Below are 14,903 nucleotides of genomic sequence, written 5' to 3' on the forward strand. Positions count from 1 at the left end.
TGTTTAGGTTACTCCGGCTTAAATTTCCACCTCTTGTGCGACCATAGCCAATAGGCTGGCTCCTGCCTGATCACATTTTCAAGGTATTTTACATGTAATTCTGTTATTTCGTATTCAGCTGTCTCTTTTGGTTTTTCTACCAGGGGCACAAAGGTACATTGATATTTCCCTCTTTTTACACGGCGGATATCACAAAAAATAACAACCGAGTCAAAAAGCTTCGCAATTTTTTCAATCCCCAGAAAAACAGCCGTCGGCTGATTGAGAAATGGGGTGAAGTAATGCGCCTCGTGCCGTACAGGTGTCTGGTCAGAAACAAATACACTGAATGATAATTCCCGCCGAAACTCCGTCATTTTACGCAGGGTATGTCGCATGGCCACCAAAGTAGCACCGAAACGGCTCCGCATTTTTAGAAATAAACGTTCGGAAACGTCGTCGTGCAGGGGCTTGTAGATGATGATCCGTCTTTTATCGGTAACCAACCCCAGGCTTAACGCGCCGAGTTCCCAGTTACCGTAATGCCCAACCGCGCCAATAATGCTCCGTCCCTGTTTGAAGTAATCCTTCAGCAACTCCGGATTTTTAATTTCCATCCGGCGCTCTATTTCCCTGGCGCTGATGGTAAATAATTTAACGGTTTCAACAATCAGTTCGCTCAGGTAATGGTAATATTCTTTTTCAATCCTGCTCCTTTCGGCAGCAGATTTATCAGGAAATGAGTTTGCGAGGTTCTCCTGCACCACCTTCCTGCGGTAGCCGATCAGGTAATATAAAACCAAATAGATAAAGTCTGCAATGAGGTAAAGCAGCCAAAAGGGTAACAACGAGAGCAGGTACAAAAAGAAGATACCTAAACTTGAAAGCCCTTTTTTTATCATTAATTTCGAAAAATTTTTAAAGCTACAAACATAAAGGATATGATCGAGAAAGGTGCGTTGTTGCCCATGTTTTATCTGCCCCCGGTAGAGTATTTTGTCCAGGTGAACCGTTACAAGCCCGATCTGTGGATTGAACAATGCGAGCATTTCCCAAAGCAAACCTACCGCAACCGGGCCAATGTTTATTCGCCGGATGGTGTGCTGGCTTTAGTAGTACCGGTGGTGAAGGGTTCTAAAGTGCATACACCTGTGAAGGATGTGAAGATCAGTTACGACTTTAACTGGCAGCGTTTACACTGGATGAGCCTGCAAGCTTGCTACCGCCGCTCTGCTTATTTTGAATATTACGAGGCTGACTTTGCGCCGTTCTATGAGAAAAAAGAACCTTATCTTTTTGATTATAACAATCAACTTTTGGATCTGATAACTAATAAGTTAAAGATTAAAACCAAATTTAATTTGGCGGAAGATTTCGAAGCAAAATACCCCGAAACGATAGCAGACTTCAGGCAGAGCATCCATCCAAAAAAGGATTCTTTATTTGAACAAAAGAAATACTTTCAGGTTTTTGAAGAGCGCAAGGGTTTTATCAGAAACTTAAGCATTGTAGATCTTTTGTTTAACCAGGGCCCCCATGCCGTTAATTATTTATAATTGAAGAATGTCCAGAAAGCGTTATCGTTTTAAGCCGAAAGCCATCGGGCTGGTAGGCGACAGCCCCGGCATGGTGCGGATACCCGAGGATGCTCATAAACCGCATATCCAGGTTTTCTCCTATAATACCAAAGAGGTAGTAGCTTCTAAAGGCGAGGCGTTTTCGGTGATTATGAAACACCTGGAAACCTGTACAGAACATACGCACTGGATTAAGGTAAATGGCCTTGGCGATGCAGAACTATTTCAGCAAATAGCAGATATTCTAAAAATTAACCCATTGGTACTCGAAGACATCACGAATACCCGTCAGCGGCCGAAATTTGATGAGTACGATGGTTATGTGTTTGCCACCAGCCGTGTTATTAAGTTTAACGAGGAGCACGAACTAACCAATCAACAATTTTCTGCCATTGTTAAAGATAACCTGTTGATCTCTTTCGAGGAAGATTACTCCACCTGTTTTGAACCGGTAATAGAACGGTTGAAATCCGGAAAGGGTTCTATCAGAACCGGTGGTTCGGGGTATATGTGCTACGCGCTGATGGACACCATCATCGATGAATACTTCGTGGTTCTGGCAGACATTGGCGAAACACTTGACACTATTGAAGACCGCGTGTATGAGAGCCCGGACAAAAGGATTATGTACGAGACGCAACATATAAAACGCGAGTTGATTATGATGCGACGCGTGAGCTGGCCTGAGCGGGATAAGATCAATGACATGATCCGTTCGGACAGCCCTCTTGTTACGCCGGAGGTAAAGACATTCCTGCGTGATGCTTATGACCATTGTATCCAGATTATGGATATGACCGACAGTTATAAAGAGATCACCGGTAACGTGATGGACCTGTACTTATCGATGGTGAGCAACCGCATGAACGAGATTATGAAGGTACTAACCATTATCTCCGTTATCTTCATACCTCTTACCTTTATTGCAGGTGTATATGGTATGAATTTCTCGCGACAGGATGAAAAAGGACGGCCAATACCAGATAACATGCCCGAGCTTTACGCCCATCATGGTTATGTTTACACCATTGGCATCATGCTACTGATTGGCATTATCCAGGTGATCATCTTCTGGCGAAAAGGATGGTTCAACAGGCTATAGGTTGAACCTTCCTTTCATTGAATTATTTTTGAAATTCCGGCTTTAGGTAAGCCCCCATTGCCTTACGCATCTTCATTACCTTGGGTACTGATACAGATTGAATATATCCCCTGTCCGGATGTAAACGGTAATAGTTCTGGTGGTAATTCTCTGCCGGGTAGAAAACTTTAAACGGCGTAACTTCTGTCACAATCTTCCCGCTGTAATGCTTTGACGCATTTACTTTAGCAATCACCTGCGCTAAAGTATTCTTCTCTTCTGGTGTGCGGTAAAAAGCGATGGAACGGTAGTCGGTTCCTTCATCAGGCCCCTGGCGGTTCAACGTAGTAGGATCATGCGCATAAAAGAAAGCTTCAGCCAGCGTAGCGTAACTGATCACTTTAGGGTCATAGTAAACCTGTACCACTTCTGCATGACCGGTTGTACGTGTACACACATCTTCGTAAGTCGGGTTCTTTACGTTACCGCCTGCATAACCTGCCACTACCCTGTTCACGCCCTTCAATTCAGACATGGCTTCATACATGGCCCAGAAACAACCGCCGCCAAAATCGGCCACCTGCTCTCCCGCCTTGGGTTTAGGTACTGGCGCAAACTCTAAATCCTTGGCAGACTCTTGTGCATTGGCGCACCCGCATAGCAACAGCAGTACAGCCACATATCCGATTAGTTTTTTCATTTGTTGATTTGATTATAACTAAGTTACGAAAAGCGGCACGCCGCGGTTGGCTGGTTTTGTAAGGCCAATGTAATTTGCGGTTGTTATTGATTTTTCGCCGCAAGCACTTTTTTCAACTCGAATAATAATGCGCTCATCCCGTTCAGTTTTATCTCGTAAGCCGTGTTTAACAGCATGCCCAGTTTACCCGGGGGCATTCCCTTGCGGTAAAGCCACTCCAGGTAGTGGATGGGCAAGTCTGCTACAAATGTCCCTTTGTATTTCCCAAAAGGCATGCGGGTTTGCACCACATCAATCAAAACATTATAATCGGGCTTAACCGTTTCCATGCGGTAAAGATAACATCAGGATACAGCTTTTTGAATTTGCCGGGCGACTAATAGTCCTGCCGCTGTCCCGATAAGCACACTTGCCAGTATCATTTTCTTTGATGCTTTAAACGGCGGTACGTAAACAATACCATTTTGTGTAGCAAGCGCCGGTCTGCGCACGTATCTCCCTTCTGATGGTACCGCCTGGCGTTCAAAGTTTTCCGCCAGCTTTGTCAGAGCCGTCTGCAACTCACGCCCGCGCATTACAGGACCATGCCCTGTTGCCGCGATCCGCGGCTGAAGGGCGGCTAACTTTTTCACCGATTTCTTAGCGTCCGTCCAGTCGATGGTCATGTATTTTGGCGGCCCTGATAATTTTTTAATGTTTTTCAAAGCATAAATGGCCGACTCGGGTTTGGTAGTTAAAAAGGCATCTCCCGCAATCAGTGTGGTATTAAATGGCAGAAAAAGCGATACATGGCCCGGCGAATGCCCTGGAGTATGGATCACCTTCCATTCGGGCAGTTCCGGTATACCGCGGTCTACATCTATTGCCTTTATCCGTCTGCCTAAATTTAAGGGCTCTCTTCTGAATAACGGAGAAAGAAGGGTCATCAGTCCTCCCCCTACAGCGGGATCAGCCGGCGGGTATGCAGAACGGCCTGTAAGAAAAGGGATTTCAAGCGGGTGGGCATAAACCGGTACGTTCCAATGCTTTAACAGTTCTGGCAAGGAACCGGTATGATCTGAATGGCCGTGTGTTAGCACAATAGCCGAAGGATGAGCACCTTTACCAAAGATGGACTCCGCCATGGCAATAATTTTATCTGCACAACCTTTAGGGCCTGCATCTATCAGCACCCAACGTTTAGGAAAACCCTTTCGGTTGGCTACCATATAAATATTTACGAATACTAATTTCATCCCCCAGACACCTTGCGCAACCTGGAAATACTTTACACTATCTCTGCTGATCATTATAATTGGTTTATGCCATTTTCAACAAAAGTTAATAAGCTTGGTTTGGTTTAAAAGCAAACACAACATTTCAATACCTGTTACATTTTTAATAATTGAAGAACTATGGAACAAGAATTTGATGTAATACTAACCGGAACCGACGGACCAATTGAGGGCATTGCCCGTAAAGTAACCTTATCAGATGGAACCCCTGCTTACAATTTCGAATCGATAGATGAAACGGTACATTTAGTAGTGGCAAAGCACGATGGCGAGTGGATACGCGTTGGCGGAACAGACCCATATTTGATAGGCTGGGCGGACGAACTGGTGGAAAAAGTAAGCCAACAAAATTTACTTTAATGATACAAAAACGCGAATTAGGACAATCCGGCATTGCGGTTGTACCGTTCTGCTTCGGCGGAAATGTATTCGGATGGACGATTGATGAACAAACATCCTTCCAAATTCTTGATGCCTTTACCGATCAGGGGTTAGACTTTATCGATACCGCCGATGTATATTCTGCCTGGGCACACCAGGGTACGGGCGGGCAATCTGAAACCATCATCGGAAACTGGTTAGAGAAAAGCGGGAAGCGCGACCAGGTAATTATCGCAACTAAGGTTGGTAAACCTATGGGCGAAGACAAAAAAGGCCTTTCTAAACAGTACATCATGCAAGCTGTCGAAGACTCGCTGAAGCGCTTGCAAACAGATTATATCGATCTGTACCAATCGCATGATGACGACCAACAAACGCCGTTCGAAGAAACTTTAGAGGCTTATGCCAGGCTGATCAACGATGGCAAGGTAAGGGCAATTGGCGCCTCCAATTATACTGCTTCCAGGCTACAAGAAGCTTTAAAGACAAGTACAAATTACGGTCTCCCACGGTACGAAACTTTGCAGCCAGAGTATAATTTGTATGATCGCGAAGGTTATGAAAAAGATCTTGAACCTGTATGTCGCGAAAATAATTTGGGTGTGATCACGTATTTCTCGCTTGCGAGCGGATTCCTTACCGGGAAATATCGTTCAGAAGATGATCTGAATAAAAGTAAACGCGGTGGTGGTATTAAAAAATACATGAACGAACGCGGATTCGGTATTTTAAAAGCGCTTGACAAGGTGGCTAAGGAATATCACGCTAGTCCTGCGGCGGTAGCCCTGGCTTGGGTTATGGCTCGGCCGGGAATTACAGCGCCTATCGCCAGTGCAACCAGTGTAGCTCAACTGCAGGAAATTACAAAAGCAATTGAGTTAAAATTAAGCAGCGAAGCCATTGATCTGTTAACAACTTCCAGCAACTACTAAAAATGAAAGGCTGCCATGATAAACAAAGGCAGCCTTTTCGGTTATATATGTAGGGTAATTATGGCGTTTTAGAACCTTGATGGGCGCATTTGATTCATGCGGTTGTTCTCGGTAAAGCGTTGGTCTGCATTGTTGTTGCGAATGTCGTGTCCCCAGTTTTGGTTACCGCCTTGCTGACCTCCTTGGTTTTGACCGCCACGTTGCCAACCGCCGTTGTTATCGCCGCCACGGTTTGGCTGCCCGCCCGGGTTTTGCTGACCAAAACCTCCCTGTGGCCTGTTATCATTTCCATTAGGGAACGGCCCCCGGTTGCCACCTTGCTGGCCTCCCCAACGATTGTTTACGTTGTCGCGGTTGTTATCCCAGCCACCGCGGTTTTGGTTGTTCCAGTTGTTGTCGTTTCCACGGTTGTTGTCCCAACGGTTGTTATCACGGTTACCCCAACCTCCGCGGTCATCTCTATTGTTCCAGCCACGGTCGTCACGGTGACCCCAGCCCCTGCGGTCGTCATTTCTGTCGCCACCCCATCCGGGGTTCATCCTGCCACGGTCGGCATAGTTCCAGTCTGGCCTGCCGCCCCCCCAGCGTTCACGGTAGTTATCATGGTGCATGTATGGGCGGCGTTCACGAATTTCGAAGTGACGGAATGCGCGCCAATCATAGTTGCGGTAAGCCCCTGGTAAATACCTTGCAGAAATCCAACGGCCACCGTCCATATAGTAGTAGCAATTTTGCGGAATGCTGTAGTAGGCTTCTACGTCTGGCAGATAATAATAGTCATCGCTATCATCATAAGCCGGATATTGTTGTGCTACCACGGGGGTTGGATCGCCAAAATTGAAATTGACGTGAACCCTAAGTTGTGCGTCAGCACGGTTAAAAAGTAAACTGCCTGCTGCGACTGCCAATATTGTTGTTAACTTTTTCATAATGATCTTCTTTTTAGCGGATACTTTTCGTGAGTGATGTTAGTTCAGCTGCGGCTCCCGGATTGTATCTTTTTGTTTGGTATTATGACTTCAAAAAGAAGCGGAAGGTTTAATACACCATTAGTAAATACCACAATGATTTAAATTAAAAGAATATTATTTTTATTAATTATTTATTTTTGGAATATAATTTTGAATATATTTAAAAAGCAGACATGTAACAGAATTTTTGCCTGACCGTTATGCCTTTACCTCACAAAAAGCTACTTTCGATTGTTTAAACCGTAACTCCGAACATAATTAACTTAACGAACACACAAATACCGCAATGAAAAAAAGTGCGATAACCGCCATGCTATCTGCTGCTGTAGTAGCCGGGCTGCTTTCTTTTAAATGTATAGATCATAAAAATGGTCCGGCCGAAGAAAATGGTCAAACTGCGCAGAAAACCGAAGCGACGGTTGAAAGTGCGGGTCTGAAACTACCGGCAGGTTTCCAGGCAACTATTATTGCTGATAATATCGGCCGGGCAAGGCACATTGCCGTAACCCCTCAAGGTGATATCTACGTAAAGCTTGGCCGTGCGAAAGACGGCAAAGGCATAGTGGTGCTGCATGAGGGCGCCGATGGTAAAGCCACCGTTAAAAGCGGCTTCGGCAACTTCGGTGGAACCGGCATTTACATCAAAAATGGTTACCTGTATGCTTCGTCTGACGAAAACGTTTACCGTTATAAACTGAACGACAAAAATGAGGTGATCAATCCCGATCAACCCGAATTGATTGTTGAAGGCCTGATCAATCGCCGTCAGCACGAATCAAAGTCTATTGTACTCGATAATGATGGAAACCTTTACGTAAACGTGGGCGCTTATTCTAACTCCTGCCAGGAGAAAGACCGTCAGCGCGGGTCACTGGGCCGCAAGGGCTGCCCAATCCTGGATTCGGCCGGTGGTATCTGGCAATTTAAGGCCGATAAGCAAAAGCAACATTACGGCGATGGCGTACGCTATGCTACCGGTTTGCGCAATGTGGTTGGGTTAGACTGGAACCAACAGCTAAATCAACTTTTTGTAATGCAACACGGCCGCGATCAGCTTCATGATATTTTTCCCGATTTGTATACCGTTAAGCAATCGGCTGAACTACCTGCAGAATGTATGTACGCTTTAAAAAAGGGTGACAATGCCGGCTGGCCTTATATGTATTATGATCAGATCCAGCACAAGAAAATAATGGCACCCGAATATGGCGGCGATGGCAAGAAAGAAGCCGAAGGTAATTTCATCGATCCTGCTGCTGCTTACCCTGGCCACATGGCGCCTAATGGACTTTTATTTTATACCGGCAACCAATTTCCAGAAAAATATAAAAATGGTGCGTTCATTGCTTTCCACGGTTCATGGAACCGGGCGCCGGAGCCGCAAGCGGGATATTTCGTGGTTTTCCAACCTTTTAAAAATGGTAAACCATCCGGCGAGTGGGAAGTATTTGCTGATAACTTCTCAGGCAGCCAAGCCAATACCGCTTCCGGTGCTGCTACTCATCGCCCATGTGGTTTAGCACAAGGCCCGGATGGCTCTATTTACGTAACCGATGATAGTAAAGGAACAGTATTTAAGATCTCTTATAAAAAATAATGCGTGCGATTTTTAAAACAGCAATAATTGCGGCAGCCGTAAGCACTACGCTTACAGCCGCTGCACAGCATAAATCAAAAACGAAAAGCGGCAGCAAAGCTGCTAAATCTTCGGCCCTTATTTCGGCAGCTACGTTGGCAAATGGGCAAAAGGTATACGGCCAAAGTTGTATTACCTGCCATATGGTTACCGGCCTGGGTGTGCCGAATATGAACCCGCCTTTAGCCGGATCGCCGTTTGTTACAGGCGACAAAACCAAGCTGATTAAGATTGTGCTGAACGGTTTGAGTGAAGATGTGGAGGTAAACGGGCAAACGTACTCTAACAATATGCCTTCACAGGATTACCTGAAAGACCAGGATATTGCCGACGTACTTACTTATGTACGTAACAATTTCGGTAATAAAGCTACCGCGGTTACCGCATCAGAAGTAAAAGCTTTGCGAGGAAAAAAATAGTATAAATAACAAAGGGCTGAAAATTCAGCCCTTTGTTATTTAAATCTTAGCTATCACTCAGCTATGGTATAACTGAACCCTTTAGACATATTTACCTTCTCTGTAACACGGATCAGGTGCTCTTCGATCTCTTCTTTCTGCGACTTATTCGTCACCTCTAAAAAAGCCTTGCGGTAATTATCTGTAGCCTTCGTCCACTGTTTCTGACGTTCTGCGGCTAAACCAGCTAATGCATAAACTGCAGCAAGATCAACACCAGGAACAGCCATTGCTTTGGTTTTAACAGTTTCGAACTGCTTATCCATATGCAGGAAGTTCAGCAGGTTCAGGTAATGAACATAAACATCCGGAAAGTTCGGCTCCAGTTCGTTACAGGTCTTAAAATGAAAGCCTGCCGTATTGTAATCGTTCAGGTCGTAATAATAAATTCTGCCTAACTGAAAATGTGCCCTTGCATGCATAGGCTCGTTATTTACAATCTCGGTTAGCAGTTGTAAACTTTTAGGCGTGTCGCCGTATTTAAGTTCATCCACCGCTAAAAGATATTTTTCTTCTAAAGTGTAATATGTATCCATTAATAAAAAATCCAGCTCTTAAAGCTGTTTAAAACTTAAGTGTGAAATAAGTAGTTGAAGGAAGCGCTGCCACCCTGATTTTATGGGTATTAGCAGAACCATTTACATTGATGTAAAACGCAACCTATTTATGATAATGAAGTTTTAAAAACATCAGTATTTGTTTAAAGCAATACTAATGTAAGCAAAAAAGATGGAACTACCAAATGGAGACATGCAAAAGTGATATACACTCCAGCAAAAACGCAGGCATATATATCACTTTTTAGTTAAAAAAATCAGCCTAAGCAGAAAGTTTCACCTGCTGTTGTTCTATGATCGGGTTGTTTACATTTACCCCTTCTATGAGGTAGTTATTCTTTAATTCTCGCTCCGAAACAATCACGCAGAAATCTTCAAAACGCACACCGTCTTCGAACGGATATAACGTGTATCCTCTTTTTATCGGATCGTATGAACCAAGTTCAAAAACTTCGTCATACTTTCTACCTTTTATCTTAGCGCCTTCAACCAGTTGATAAGCGTCTTTTATTTCTTTAAAGTTAATATTTTTCATAGTAACTGCACTAATACAATTACTTTGCCATAATTTAGGGTTTCAGGAAAACCATTCAAATAATTCAGCTTGACTTAGGGTTAATTTATTTTCACCCGCTACATCTCTGATGATCTTTCCATCTGCCATTTGGATCACCCGGTTCCCATAGGTATAGGCGTCTTTTAAGTTATGCGTGATCAATACCGCCGTTAGGCCAAAGTCTTTAACCAGCTTATCCGCCGTTTGCATCACAATGTTTGCAGAACGCGGGTCGAGCGCTGCGGTAGGTTCGTCAAGCAGCAGAATTCGGCAATCATCCATGACGCTCATTAATAAGGTTAATGCCTGCCGCTGACCGCCGGACAAGGTTCCCATTTGCTGGTTCAGCTTATCTTCCAACCCCATTTCTAAAGTGGCTATCTTTTCTTTAACCTGCTTTGTAAATGAGGCATTCACACCGATCGTTAAATTTTTACCTTGGGTACGAATAGCGGACAGCCTGAAATTGTCGATAATACTTAACCCCGAAGCCGTACCACTTAATGGGTTTTGAAACACGCGTGCAATCCATTTGCTACGCTGATAATCGGCATAGTTGTGAACGTCCTCCCCTTCTATTTTAATCTCGCCAGCGCTTACTTTAATATTGCCTGCAATAATATTCAGCAGTGTACTTTTACCTGAACCGTTAGCGCCAACAATTACCAGGTATTCGCCCTTTTTAACCAGCAGATTGATATCATTCAGGGCGTTAACCTCAGTAGCCCGGCCTTTGTTAAAAGTTTTTGAAACGTGTTGTAGCTCAATCATACTGTTTTCTGAAGGATAAACGCGGCAAACTCACAATCAATAATACAAACAGCGCAGTAACCAGCTTCAGCAAGTTGGCGTCTACGCCTATCACCAAGGCAAACGCCAGTACCAGTTGAAAGACCACTGCACCGCAGACCACCAGTATCAAGCTTACCTGGATACTGGTAATTCTTCGCCAGTTAATGATGGTCTCTGCAATGATTACAGAACCTAAACCGGTGATCACGATACCGATACCCATATTGATATCCGCATACCCTTGAAACTGCGTCATCAGGAATCCGCTTAACGCGGTCAGCGCATTGGCCAGCGCCAAACCAATAATCTTCATCCGGTCCGTGTTTACGCCCATCGCCCTTACCATTTGTTCGCTGTCGCCGGTGGCACGCATAGCAATACCGAAGTCTGTTTTTAGCAGGAACCCCAAGGCTAGGATCAGTACAGCCACAATAATCAGCACAATGAATAAAGTATTGTAATCAGGGTTAGATGATAAATTGACCACGTTAAAAATTGAGGACATGTTCAGTAAAGGAATGTTCGACCGCCCCATGATGGTAAGATTTACCGAATAAAGCGCCGTCATGACCAGGATACCGGCCAAGAGGGCATTTATCTTTAGCTTGGTGTGGATCAACCCGGTAAAAGCACCGGCAATGGCACCAGCCAGCATTACCGCCGGAACCGTCACCAATAAAGATTGGTGATGCGTGAGTAATACCGCTGTTACCGCACCACCTAAAGTATAACTGCCGTCGGTAGTAATATCCGGAATGTTAAATATCTTCATGGAAAGATAAACCCCCAACGCGATAGCCACCAGGCACAACCCCTGTAATACGGCGCTTAAGTAAACCTCCATTATTTTACCGGTTGAAAATCTGAAGGGATGGTCAGGTGGTAGCGTTTAGCTACTTCAGGATTATAAACCCGCTTGCGCACTTTCACCATCTCGGGCTTCAGGCCCTTCATAGATTTATTTTTTAAATATGCCGCCGCCTGTAAGCCAGACTGATACCCCCACTGGTACATATCCGCGCCGAAAGCCGCAACGGCCCCCCGCTGAACCAAACCAGCCTCGCTGGTAAATACCGGAACATTCTTTTCATTACAGCTTTTCAAAATGGTTTCGAATGCCGCAAAAACGGTATTGTCCGGATTAGCAAAAAAGGCATCGATATTTTTACCTAACAGGGTTTTAGTGACCAATTGCGCTTCTGAAGAAAAATCCACAGGTAGGGCAACCAGTTCTATGTTGGATTTCTGCGCCAGCGACTGGATCCGTTTCATGGCATCTACAGATTGTGGTTCTGACTGGTTATAGATCATCCCCACAATTAGTTTGCTTCCGTGCGGTTTCAGAATTTTTGGAATGATGGCGAATGAAGTATCGATGTAAGCAAGGTCTTCCATTGTCCCGAACAGATTAGCCGGTGCTTTACCGTTAACATCTGTTAGCTGCGCACGTTCTGGTGTCGGCGAAACCATCATACAGATGGGGATGGTCTTTGTCTTTTGAGCAGCCGCTACAGTTGAAACGGTGGTACAGGTGGCTAAAAGATCAACCTTTTCGGCAATAAACTGGCTGACGATCTGTGTTAATGTCGGAATACTTCCTTGTGCATTGCGGTATTTAATCACTACCGTGTGTTTATCTTCACTGTAACCACTTTTCTTTAAGGCATCGGTAAAACCTGTCCGTGCCTGGGCAATGGTCGCATCTTCAAAAGCATCCACAAAACCCACAACCGGAGCATCTTTTTTATTTGATTGACAAGAGACTAAAAACAAGGCGATTACAACCGCCGCACGTTGAATTAGTTTGTTCATGGCGACTAAATTAAACAATTCGGCCTACAAAAGGATTACTAATAAAAGCATGGTCTACCAGTTTTATCGTAATTTTGCAATTGCATGATACCTGTTGTTTCTAAACTTCCTAAAACGCCTACTACTATATTTACTGTAATGTCTGCACTGGCTGCAGAGGTAGGCGCCATTAATCTTTCGCAGGGTTTCCCCGATTATGATTGCGCACCTGAATTAACGGAATTGGTTTATAAGGCCATGAAAGAAGGCCATAACCAATACGCACAGATGACGGGTCTTCCTGCGCTGCGTGAAGCTATCGCTGCTAAGGCTAATACATTATATGGGGCCGACTATGATCAAAACACAGACGTTACCGTAACTGCTGGCGGAACGCAGGCTTTGTTTACAGCAATCAGCGCGGTTATCCAGCCGAACGACGAGGTCATTATCTTCGAACCCGCTTATGATGCTTATGCGCCTACGGTAAAGCTAATGGGCGGTGTAGTAAGGGCGATGGAGTTAACCCCTCCGGATTATCGCATTCCCTGGGATATGGTCAAAAAGCTGGTCAGCGTTAAAACACGCATGATCATCCTCAACTCGCCGCATAACCCTACCGGAACCATCCTGGATGAAAATGACATTAAGGAGTTGATCACAATTGTGAAGAACCGGGATATCATTATCCTTAGTGATGAAGTTTATGAGCACCTGGTGTTCGACGGTAAGCAACATTTAAGTATGGCGCTCTACCCAGAACTTCGCGAGCGCAGCTTTATCGCCGCTTCTTTCGGGAAACTATTTCATACCACCGGCTGGAAAATTGGCTACTGCCTCGCCCCTGCTTACCTGATGCAGGAGTTCAGGAAGATCCACCAGTTTAATGTATTCAGTGTAAATACCCCCATGCAGGTAGCTGCGGCTGAATATCTGAAGGATGAGAGCGTATATCTGGGTTTGGCGGATTTTTTTCAGCGAAAACGAGATAATTTTCGGGAAGGTTTAAGCCAAACCCGATTTGAACTGTTACCTTGCCACGGTTCGTACTTTCAATCGGTAAGCTACAGCAACTTTTCTGACGAAAAAGATAACGAACTGGCTGTCAGGATCGCGAAGGAATTTGGGGTGGCATCAATACCGGTTTCTGCCTTCTATAATAAAGGAACTGACCATCATATTCTTCGCTTTTGTTTCGCAAAAAAGCAAGAAACACTCGATAAAGCCGTTGAAAGATTGATGAAGATTGGATAAATGAAGCAGCGGAATTAATTAACACGATTACGTTTAACGGCTTTAGGGCCTTAACCGATTAAGAATGGATAATTTAAAGATCACTACTTTTCAAGGATACTTATTTTGGGAAAACGTCGACAAAAATCTTCAAAACTTAAACCTGAAACTTTCCAACATCCGTGAAAAGACAGACCTGATAATATTGCCGGAAATGTTTAATTCTGGCTTTACCATGAATGCGCCTGACCTGGCCGAGCCGATGAACGGCAAGACGATGCAATGGATGGCGCAAACGGCAGAGAAGTTCCAGGCCGTAGTTACCGGTAGCCTCATTATCAAAGAAGATGGCAACTATTTTAACCGCCTGATTTGGATGCGGCCCGACGGGACGTTTGAACATTATGACAAACGACATTTATTTACCCTTGCAAAGGAACAAGATACCTACACCGCCGGTGAAGACAAACTGATTGTGGACCTGAAAGGCTGGCGCGTACGGCCTGCAATATGTTATGATCTGCGCTTCCCCGTATGGCTGCGAAATGCGCCTGAAGCGTATGACTTGCTGATCGTGGTAGCCAACTGGCCCGAAAAACGATCATTACACTGGCGTACATTAATACCTGCCCGCGCCATTGAAAACCTTTCTTACGTAATTGGTGTAAACCGTGTAGGGCACGATGGAAACGAAGTTTATCATTCCGGCGATTCTACTTGTATAGACCCTTCGGGTAACGTAGTTTACTATAAACGCGACGAGGAAGACGTATACACCTTTACCATTTATCCGGAAGAAGTTCACAAAGCGCGGCGCTACTTCCCCTTTCTGAAAGACGCCGACAGGTTCGAGATTTTATAAAAAAAGACGAAGGACTGGTAGACGAAAGGTAAAAGATAAGCAACGAGGGACTGAAGAACAAAGGTGAATGATATAAGAAGGAGGTTTTACCTATTTATCCATCTTTTGTTAACCGCTTTATTG

The 14,903-nt window shown here is 44.6% G+C and carries 18 protein-coding genes; 8 read left to right on the plus strand and 10 right to left on the minus strand.

What is annotated here, in order from left to right; genetic code table 11:
• Positions 1-8: 8 nt before the first annotated feature.
• Positions 9-881, minus strand: coding sequence for a lysophospholipid acyltransferase family protein (locus MUY27_RS15615; protein WP_245131485.1), 873 nt, complete (start codon positions 879-881; stop codon positions 9-11).
• Between the two features lie 39 nt (positions 882-920).
• Between MUY27_RS15615 and MUY27_RS15620 the strand changes: the two genes are divergently transcribed.
• A complete protein-coding gene (locus MUY27_RS15620) occupies positions 921-1,535 on the plus strand; it encodes a WbqC family protein (protein ID WP_245131487.1) in 615 nt (204 codons plus the stop codon).
• A gap of 7 nt (positions 1,536-1,542) precedes the next feature.
• The gene (corA, locus tag MUY27_RS15625; RefSeq protein ID WP_245131489.1) at positions 1,543-2,658 is read left to right on the plus strand and encodes a magnesium/cobalt transporter CorA; all 1,116 of its coding nucleotides are present in this window, start codon (positions 1,543-1,545) and stop codon (positions 2,656-2,658) included.
• A gap of 22 nt (positions 2,659-2,680) precedes the next feature.
• Here the strand turns inward: corA and msrA are convergent, their stop codons facing one another.
• The 3 genes from msrA to MUY27_RS15640 form a co-directional block, all read right to left on the minus strand.
• A complete protein-coding gene (msrA, locus tag MUY27_RS15630) occupies positions 2,681-3,337 on the minus strand; it encodes a peptide-methionine (S)-S-oxide reductase MsrA (protein WP_245131490.1) in 657 nt (218 codons plus the stop codon).
• Positions 3,338-3,420: 83 nt separating this feature from the next.
• Positions 3,421-3,666, minus strand: coding sequence for a DUF3820 family protein (locus MUY27_RS15635; protein ID WP_245131492.1), 246 nt, complete (start codon positions 3,664-3,666; stop codon positions 3,421-3,423).
• 15 nt (positions 3,667-3,681) lie between these two features.
• Entirely contained in the window at positions 3,682-4,626 is a 945-nt protein-coding gene (locus tag MUY27_RS15640; protein ID WP_245131494.1) for an MBL fold metallo-hydrolase, read from the minus strand.
• 105 nt (positions 4,627-4,731) lie between these two features.
• On the opposite strand from MUY27_RS15640, the gene MUY27_RS15645 reads away from it, so the two are divergent.
• Positions 4,732-4,971 carry a hypothetical protein gene (locus MUY27_RS15645; RefSeq protein ID WP_245131497.1) on the plus strand — a complete coding sequence of 80 codons (240 nt, stop codon included), beginning with the start codon at positions 4,732-4,734 and terminating at the stop codon, positions 4,969-4,971.
• Complete coding sequence (locus tag MUY27_RS15650; RefSeq protein WP_262918341.1) at positions 4,971-5,924, plus strand: aldo/keto reductase; 954 nt, start codon at positions 4,971-4,973, stop codon at positions 5,922-5,924. The genes MUY27_RS15645 and MUY27_RS15650 overlap by 1 nt, the downstream gene beginning before the upstream one ends.
• A 68-nt stretch (positions 5,925-5,992) precedes the next feature.
• On the opposite strand, the gene MUY27_RS15655 is transcribed toward MUY27_RS15650, so the two are convergent.
• Positions 5,993-6,853, minus strand: coding sequence for a hypothetical protein (locus MUY27_RS15655; RefSeq protein WP_245131501.1), 861 nt, complete (start codon positions 6,851-6,853; stop codon positions 5,993-5,995).
• 328 nt (positions 6,854-7,181) lie between these two features.
• Between MUY27_RS15655 and MUY27_RS15660 the strand changes: the two genes are divergently transcribed.
• Together MUY27_RS15660 and MUY27_RS15665 are read left to right on the plus strand one after the other, a co-directional pair.
• Entirely contained in the window at positions 7,182-8,492 is a 1,311-nt protein-coding gene (locus tag MUY27_RS15660; RefSeq protein ID WP_245131503.1) for a PQQ-dependent sugar dehydrogenase, read from the plus strand.
• On the plus strand, positions 8,492-8,950 hold the full coding sequence (locus MUY27_RS15665) for a c-type cytochrome (RefSeq protein WP_245131506.1): 459 nt from the start codon (positions 8,492-8,494) through the stop codon (positions 8,948-8,950). The genes MUY27_RS15660 and MUY27_RS15665 overlap by 1 nt, the downstream gene beginning before the upstream one ends.
• Positions 8,951-9,003: 53 nt before the next feature.
• On the opposite strand, the gene MUY27_RS15670 is transcribed toward MUY27_RS15665, so the two are convergent.
• From MUY27_RS15670 to MUY27_RS15690, 5 genes are all read right to left on the minus strand, one after another.
• Entirely contained in the window at positions 9,004-9,525 is a 522-nt protein-coding gene (locus MUY27_RS15670; protein ID WP_245131508.1) for a tetratricopeptide repeat protein, read from the minus strand.
• 283 nt (positions 9,526-9,808) lie between these two features.
• Positions 9,809-10,081 (minus strand): hypothetical protein, encoded by a 273-nt coding sequence (locus tag MUY27_RS15675; RefSeq protein ID WP_245131510.1) that lies wholly within the window; start codon positions 10,079-10,081, stop codon positions 9,809-9,811.
• A gap of 42 nt (positions 10,082-10,123) precedes the next feature.
• Positions 10,124-10,873 (minus strand): ABC transporter ATP-binding protein, encoded by a 750-nt coding sequence (locus MUY27_RS15680; RefSeq protein WP_245131512.1) that lies wholly within the window; start codon positions 10,871-10,873, stop codon positions 10,124-10,126.
• A complete protein-coding gene (locus MUY27_RS15685) occupies positions 10,866-11,738 on the minus strand; it encodes an ABC transporter permease (protein WP_245131513.1) in 873 nt (290 codons plus the stop codon). Before MUY27_RS15685 ends, MUY27_RS15680 begins: the two co-directional genes overlap by 8 nt.
• Positions 11,738-12,706, minus strand: coding sequence for an ABC transporter substrate-binding protein (locus tag MUY27_RS15690; RefSeq protein ID WP_245131514.1), 969 nt, complete (start codon positions 12,704-12,706; stop codon positions 11,738-11,740). Before MUY27_RS15690 ends, MUY27_RS15685 begins: the two co-directional genes overlap by 1 nt.
• An 84-nt stretch (positions 12,707-12,790) precedes the next feature.
• Here MUY27_RS15690 and MUY27_RS15695 point away from each other — a divergent pair, with 84 nt between their 5' ends.
• Together MUY27_RS15695 and MUY27_RS15700 are read left to right on the plus strand one after the other, a co-directional pair.
• Positions 12,791-13,939: a methionine aminotransferase gene (locus MUY27_RS15695; RefSeq protein WP_245131515.1), complete on the plus strand. Its 1,149-nt coding sequence runs from the start codon at positions 12,791-12,793 to the stop codon at positions 13,937-13,939.
• A 64-nt stretch (positions 13,940-14,003) separates the two neighbouring features.
• A complete protein-coding gene (locus MUY27_RS15700; RefSeq protein ID WP_245131516.1) occupies positions 14,004-14,780 on the plus strand; it encodes an amidohydrolase in 777 nt (258 codons plus the stop codon).
• Positions 14,781-14,903: the final 123 nt, after the last annotated feature.

Source organism: Mucilaginibacter straminoryzae, from assembly GCF_022953055.1.
In the GTDB taxonomy this organism is placed as follows: domain Bacteria; phylum Bacteroidota; class Bacteroidia; order Sphingobacteriales; family Sphingobacteriaceae; genus Mucilaginibacter; species Mucilaginibacter straminoryzae.

Excerpts from the sequence above, each read along its gene's own strand:
- MUY27_RS15660 (WP_245131503.1), top strand. The coding sequence starts at position 7,182 with ATGAAAAAAAGTGCGATAACCGCCATGCTATCTGCTGCTGTAGTAGCC.
- MUY27_RS15665 (WP_245131506.1), top strand. The coding sequence starts at position 8,492 with ATGCGTGCGATTTTTAAAACAGCAATAATTGCGGCAGCCGTAAGCACT.
- MUY27_RS15640 (WP_245131494.1), bottom strand. The coding sequence starts at position 4,626 with ATGATCAGCAGAGATAGTGTAAAGTATTTCCAGGTTGCGCAAGGTGTC.
- MUY27_RS15635 (WP_245131492.1), bottom strand. The coding sequence starts at position 3,666 with ATGGAAACGGTTAAGCCCGATTATAATGTTTTGATTGATGTGGTGCAA.
- msrA (WP_245131490.1), bottom strand. The coding sequence starts at position 3,337 with ATGAAAAAACTAATCGGATATGTGGCTGTACTGCTGTTGCTATGCGGG.
- MUY27_RS15650 (WP_262918341.1), top strand. The coding sequence starts at position 4,971 with ATGATACAAAAACGCGAATTAGGACAATCCGGCATTGCGGTTGTACCG.
- MUY27_RS15645 (WP_245131497.1), top strand. The coding sequence starts at position 4,732 with ATGGAACAAGAATTTGATGTAATACTAACCGGAACCGACGGACCAATT.
- MUY27_RS15700 (WP_245131516.1), top strand. The coding sequence starts at position 14,004 with ATGGATAATTTAAAGATCACTACTTTTCAAGGATACTTATTTTGGGAA.
- MUY27_RS15675 (WP_245131510.1), bottom strand. The coding sequence starts at position 10,081 with ATGAAAAATATTAACTTTAAAGAAATAAAAGACGCTTATCAACTGGTT.
- MUY27_RS15620 (WP_245131487.1), top strand. The coding sequence starts at position 921 with ATGATCGAGAAAGGTGCGTTGTTGCCCATGTTTTATCTGCCCCCGGTA.
- MUY27_RS15685 (WP_245131513.1), bottom strand. The coding sequence starts at position 11,738 with ATGGAGGTTTACTTAAGCGCCGTATTACAGGGGTTGTGCCTGGTGGCT.
- MUY27_RS15655 (WP_245131501.1), bottom strand. The coding sequence starts at position 6,853 with ATGAAAAAGTTAACAACAATATTGGCAGTCGCAGCAGGCAGTTTACTT.
- MUY27_RS15615 (WP_245131485.1), bottom strand. The coding sequence starts at position 881 with ATGATAAAAAAAGGGCTTTCAAGTTTAGGTATCTTCTTTTTGTACCTG.
- MUY27_RS15670 (WP_245131508.1), bottom strand. The coding sequence starts at position 9,525 with ATGGATACATATTACACTTTAGAAGAAAAATATCTTTTAGCGGTGGAT.
- MUY27_RS15695 (WP_245131515.1), top strand. The coding sequence starts at position 12,791 with ATGATACCTGTTGTTTCTAAACTTCCTAAAACGCCTACTACTATATTT.
- MUY27_RS15680 (WP_245131512.1), bottom strand. The coding sequence starts at position 10,873 with ATGATTGAGCTACAACACGTTTCAAAAACTTTTAACAAAGGCCGGGCT.
- MUY27_RS15690 (WP_245131514.1), bottom strand. The coding sequence starts at position 12,706 with ATGAACAAACTAATTCAACGTGCGGCGGTTGTAATCGCCTTGTTTTTA.
- corA (WP_245131489.1), top strand. The coding sequence starts at position 1,543 with ATGTCCAGAAAGCGTTATCGTTTTAAGCCGAAAGCCATCGGGCTGGTA.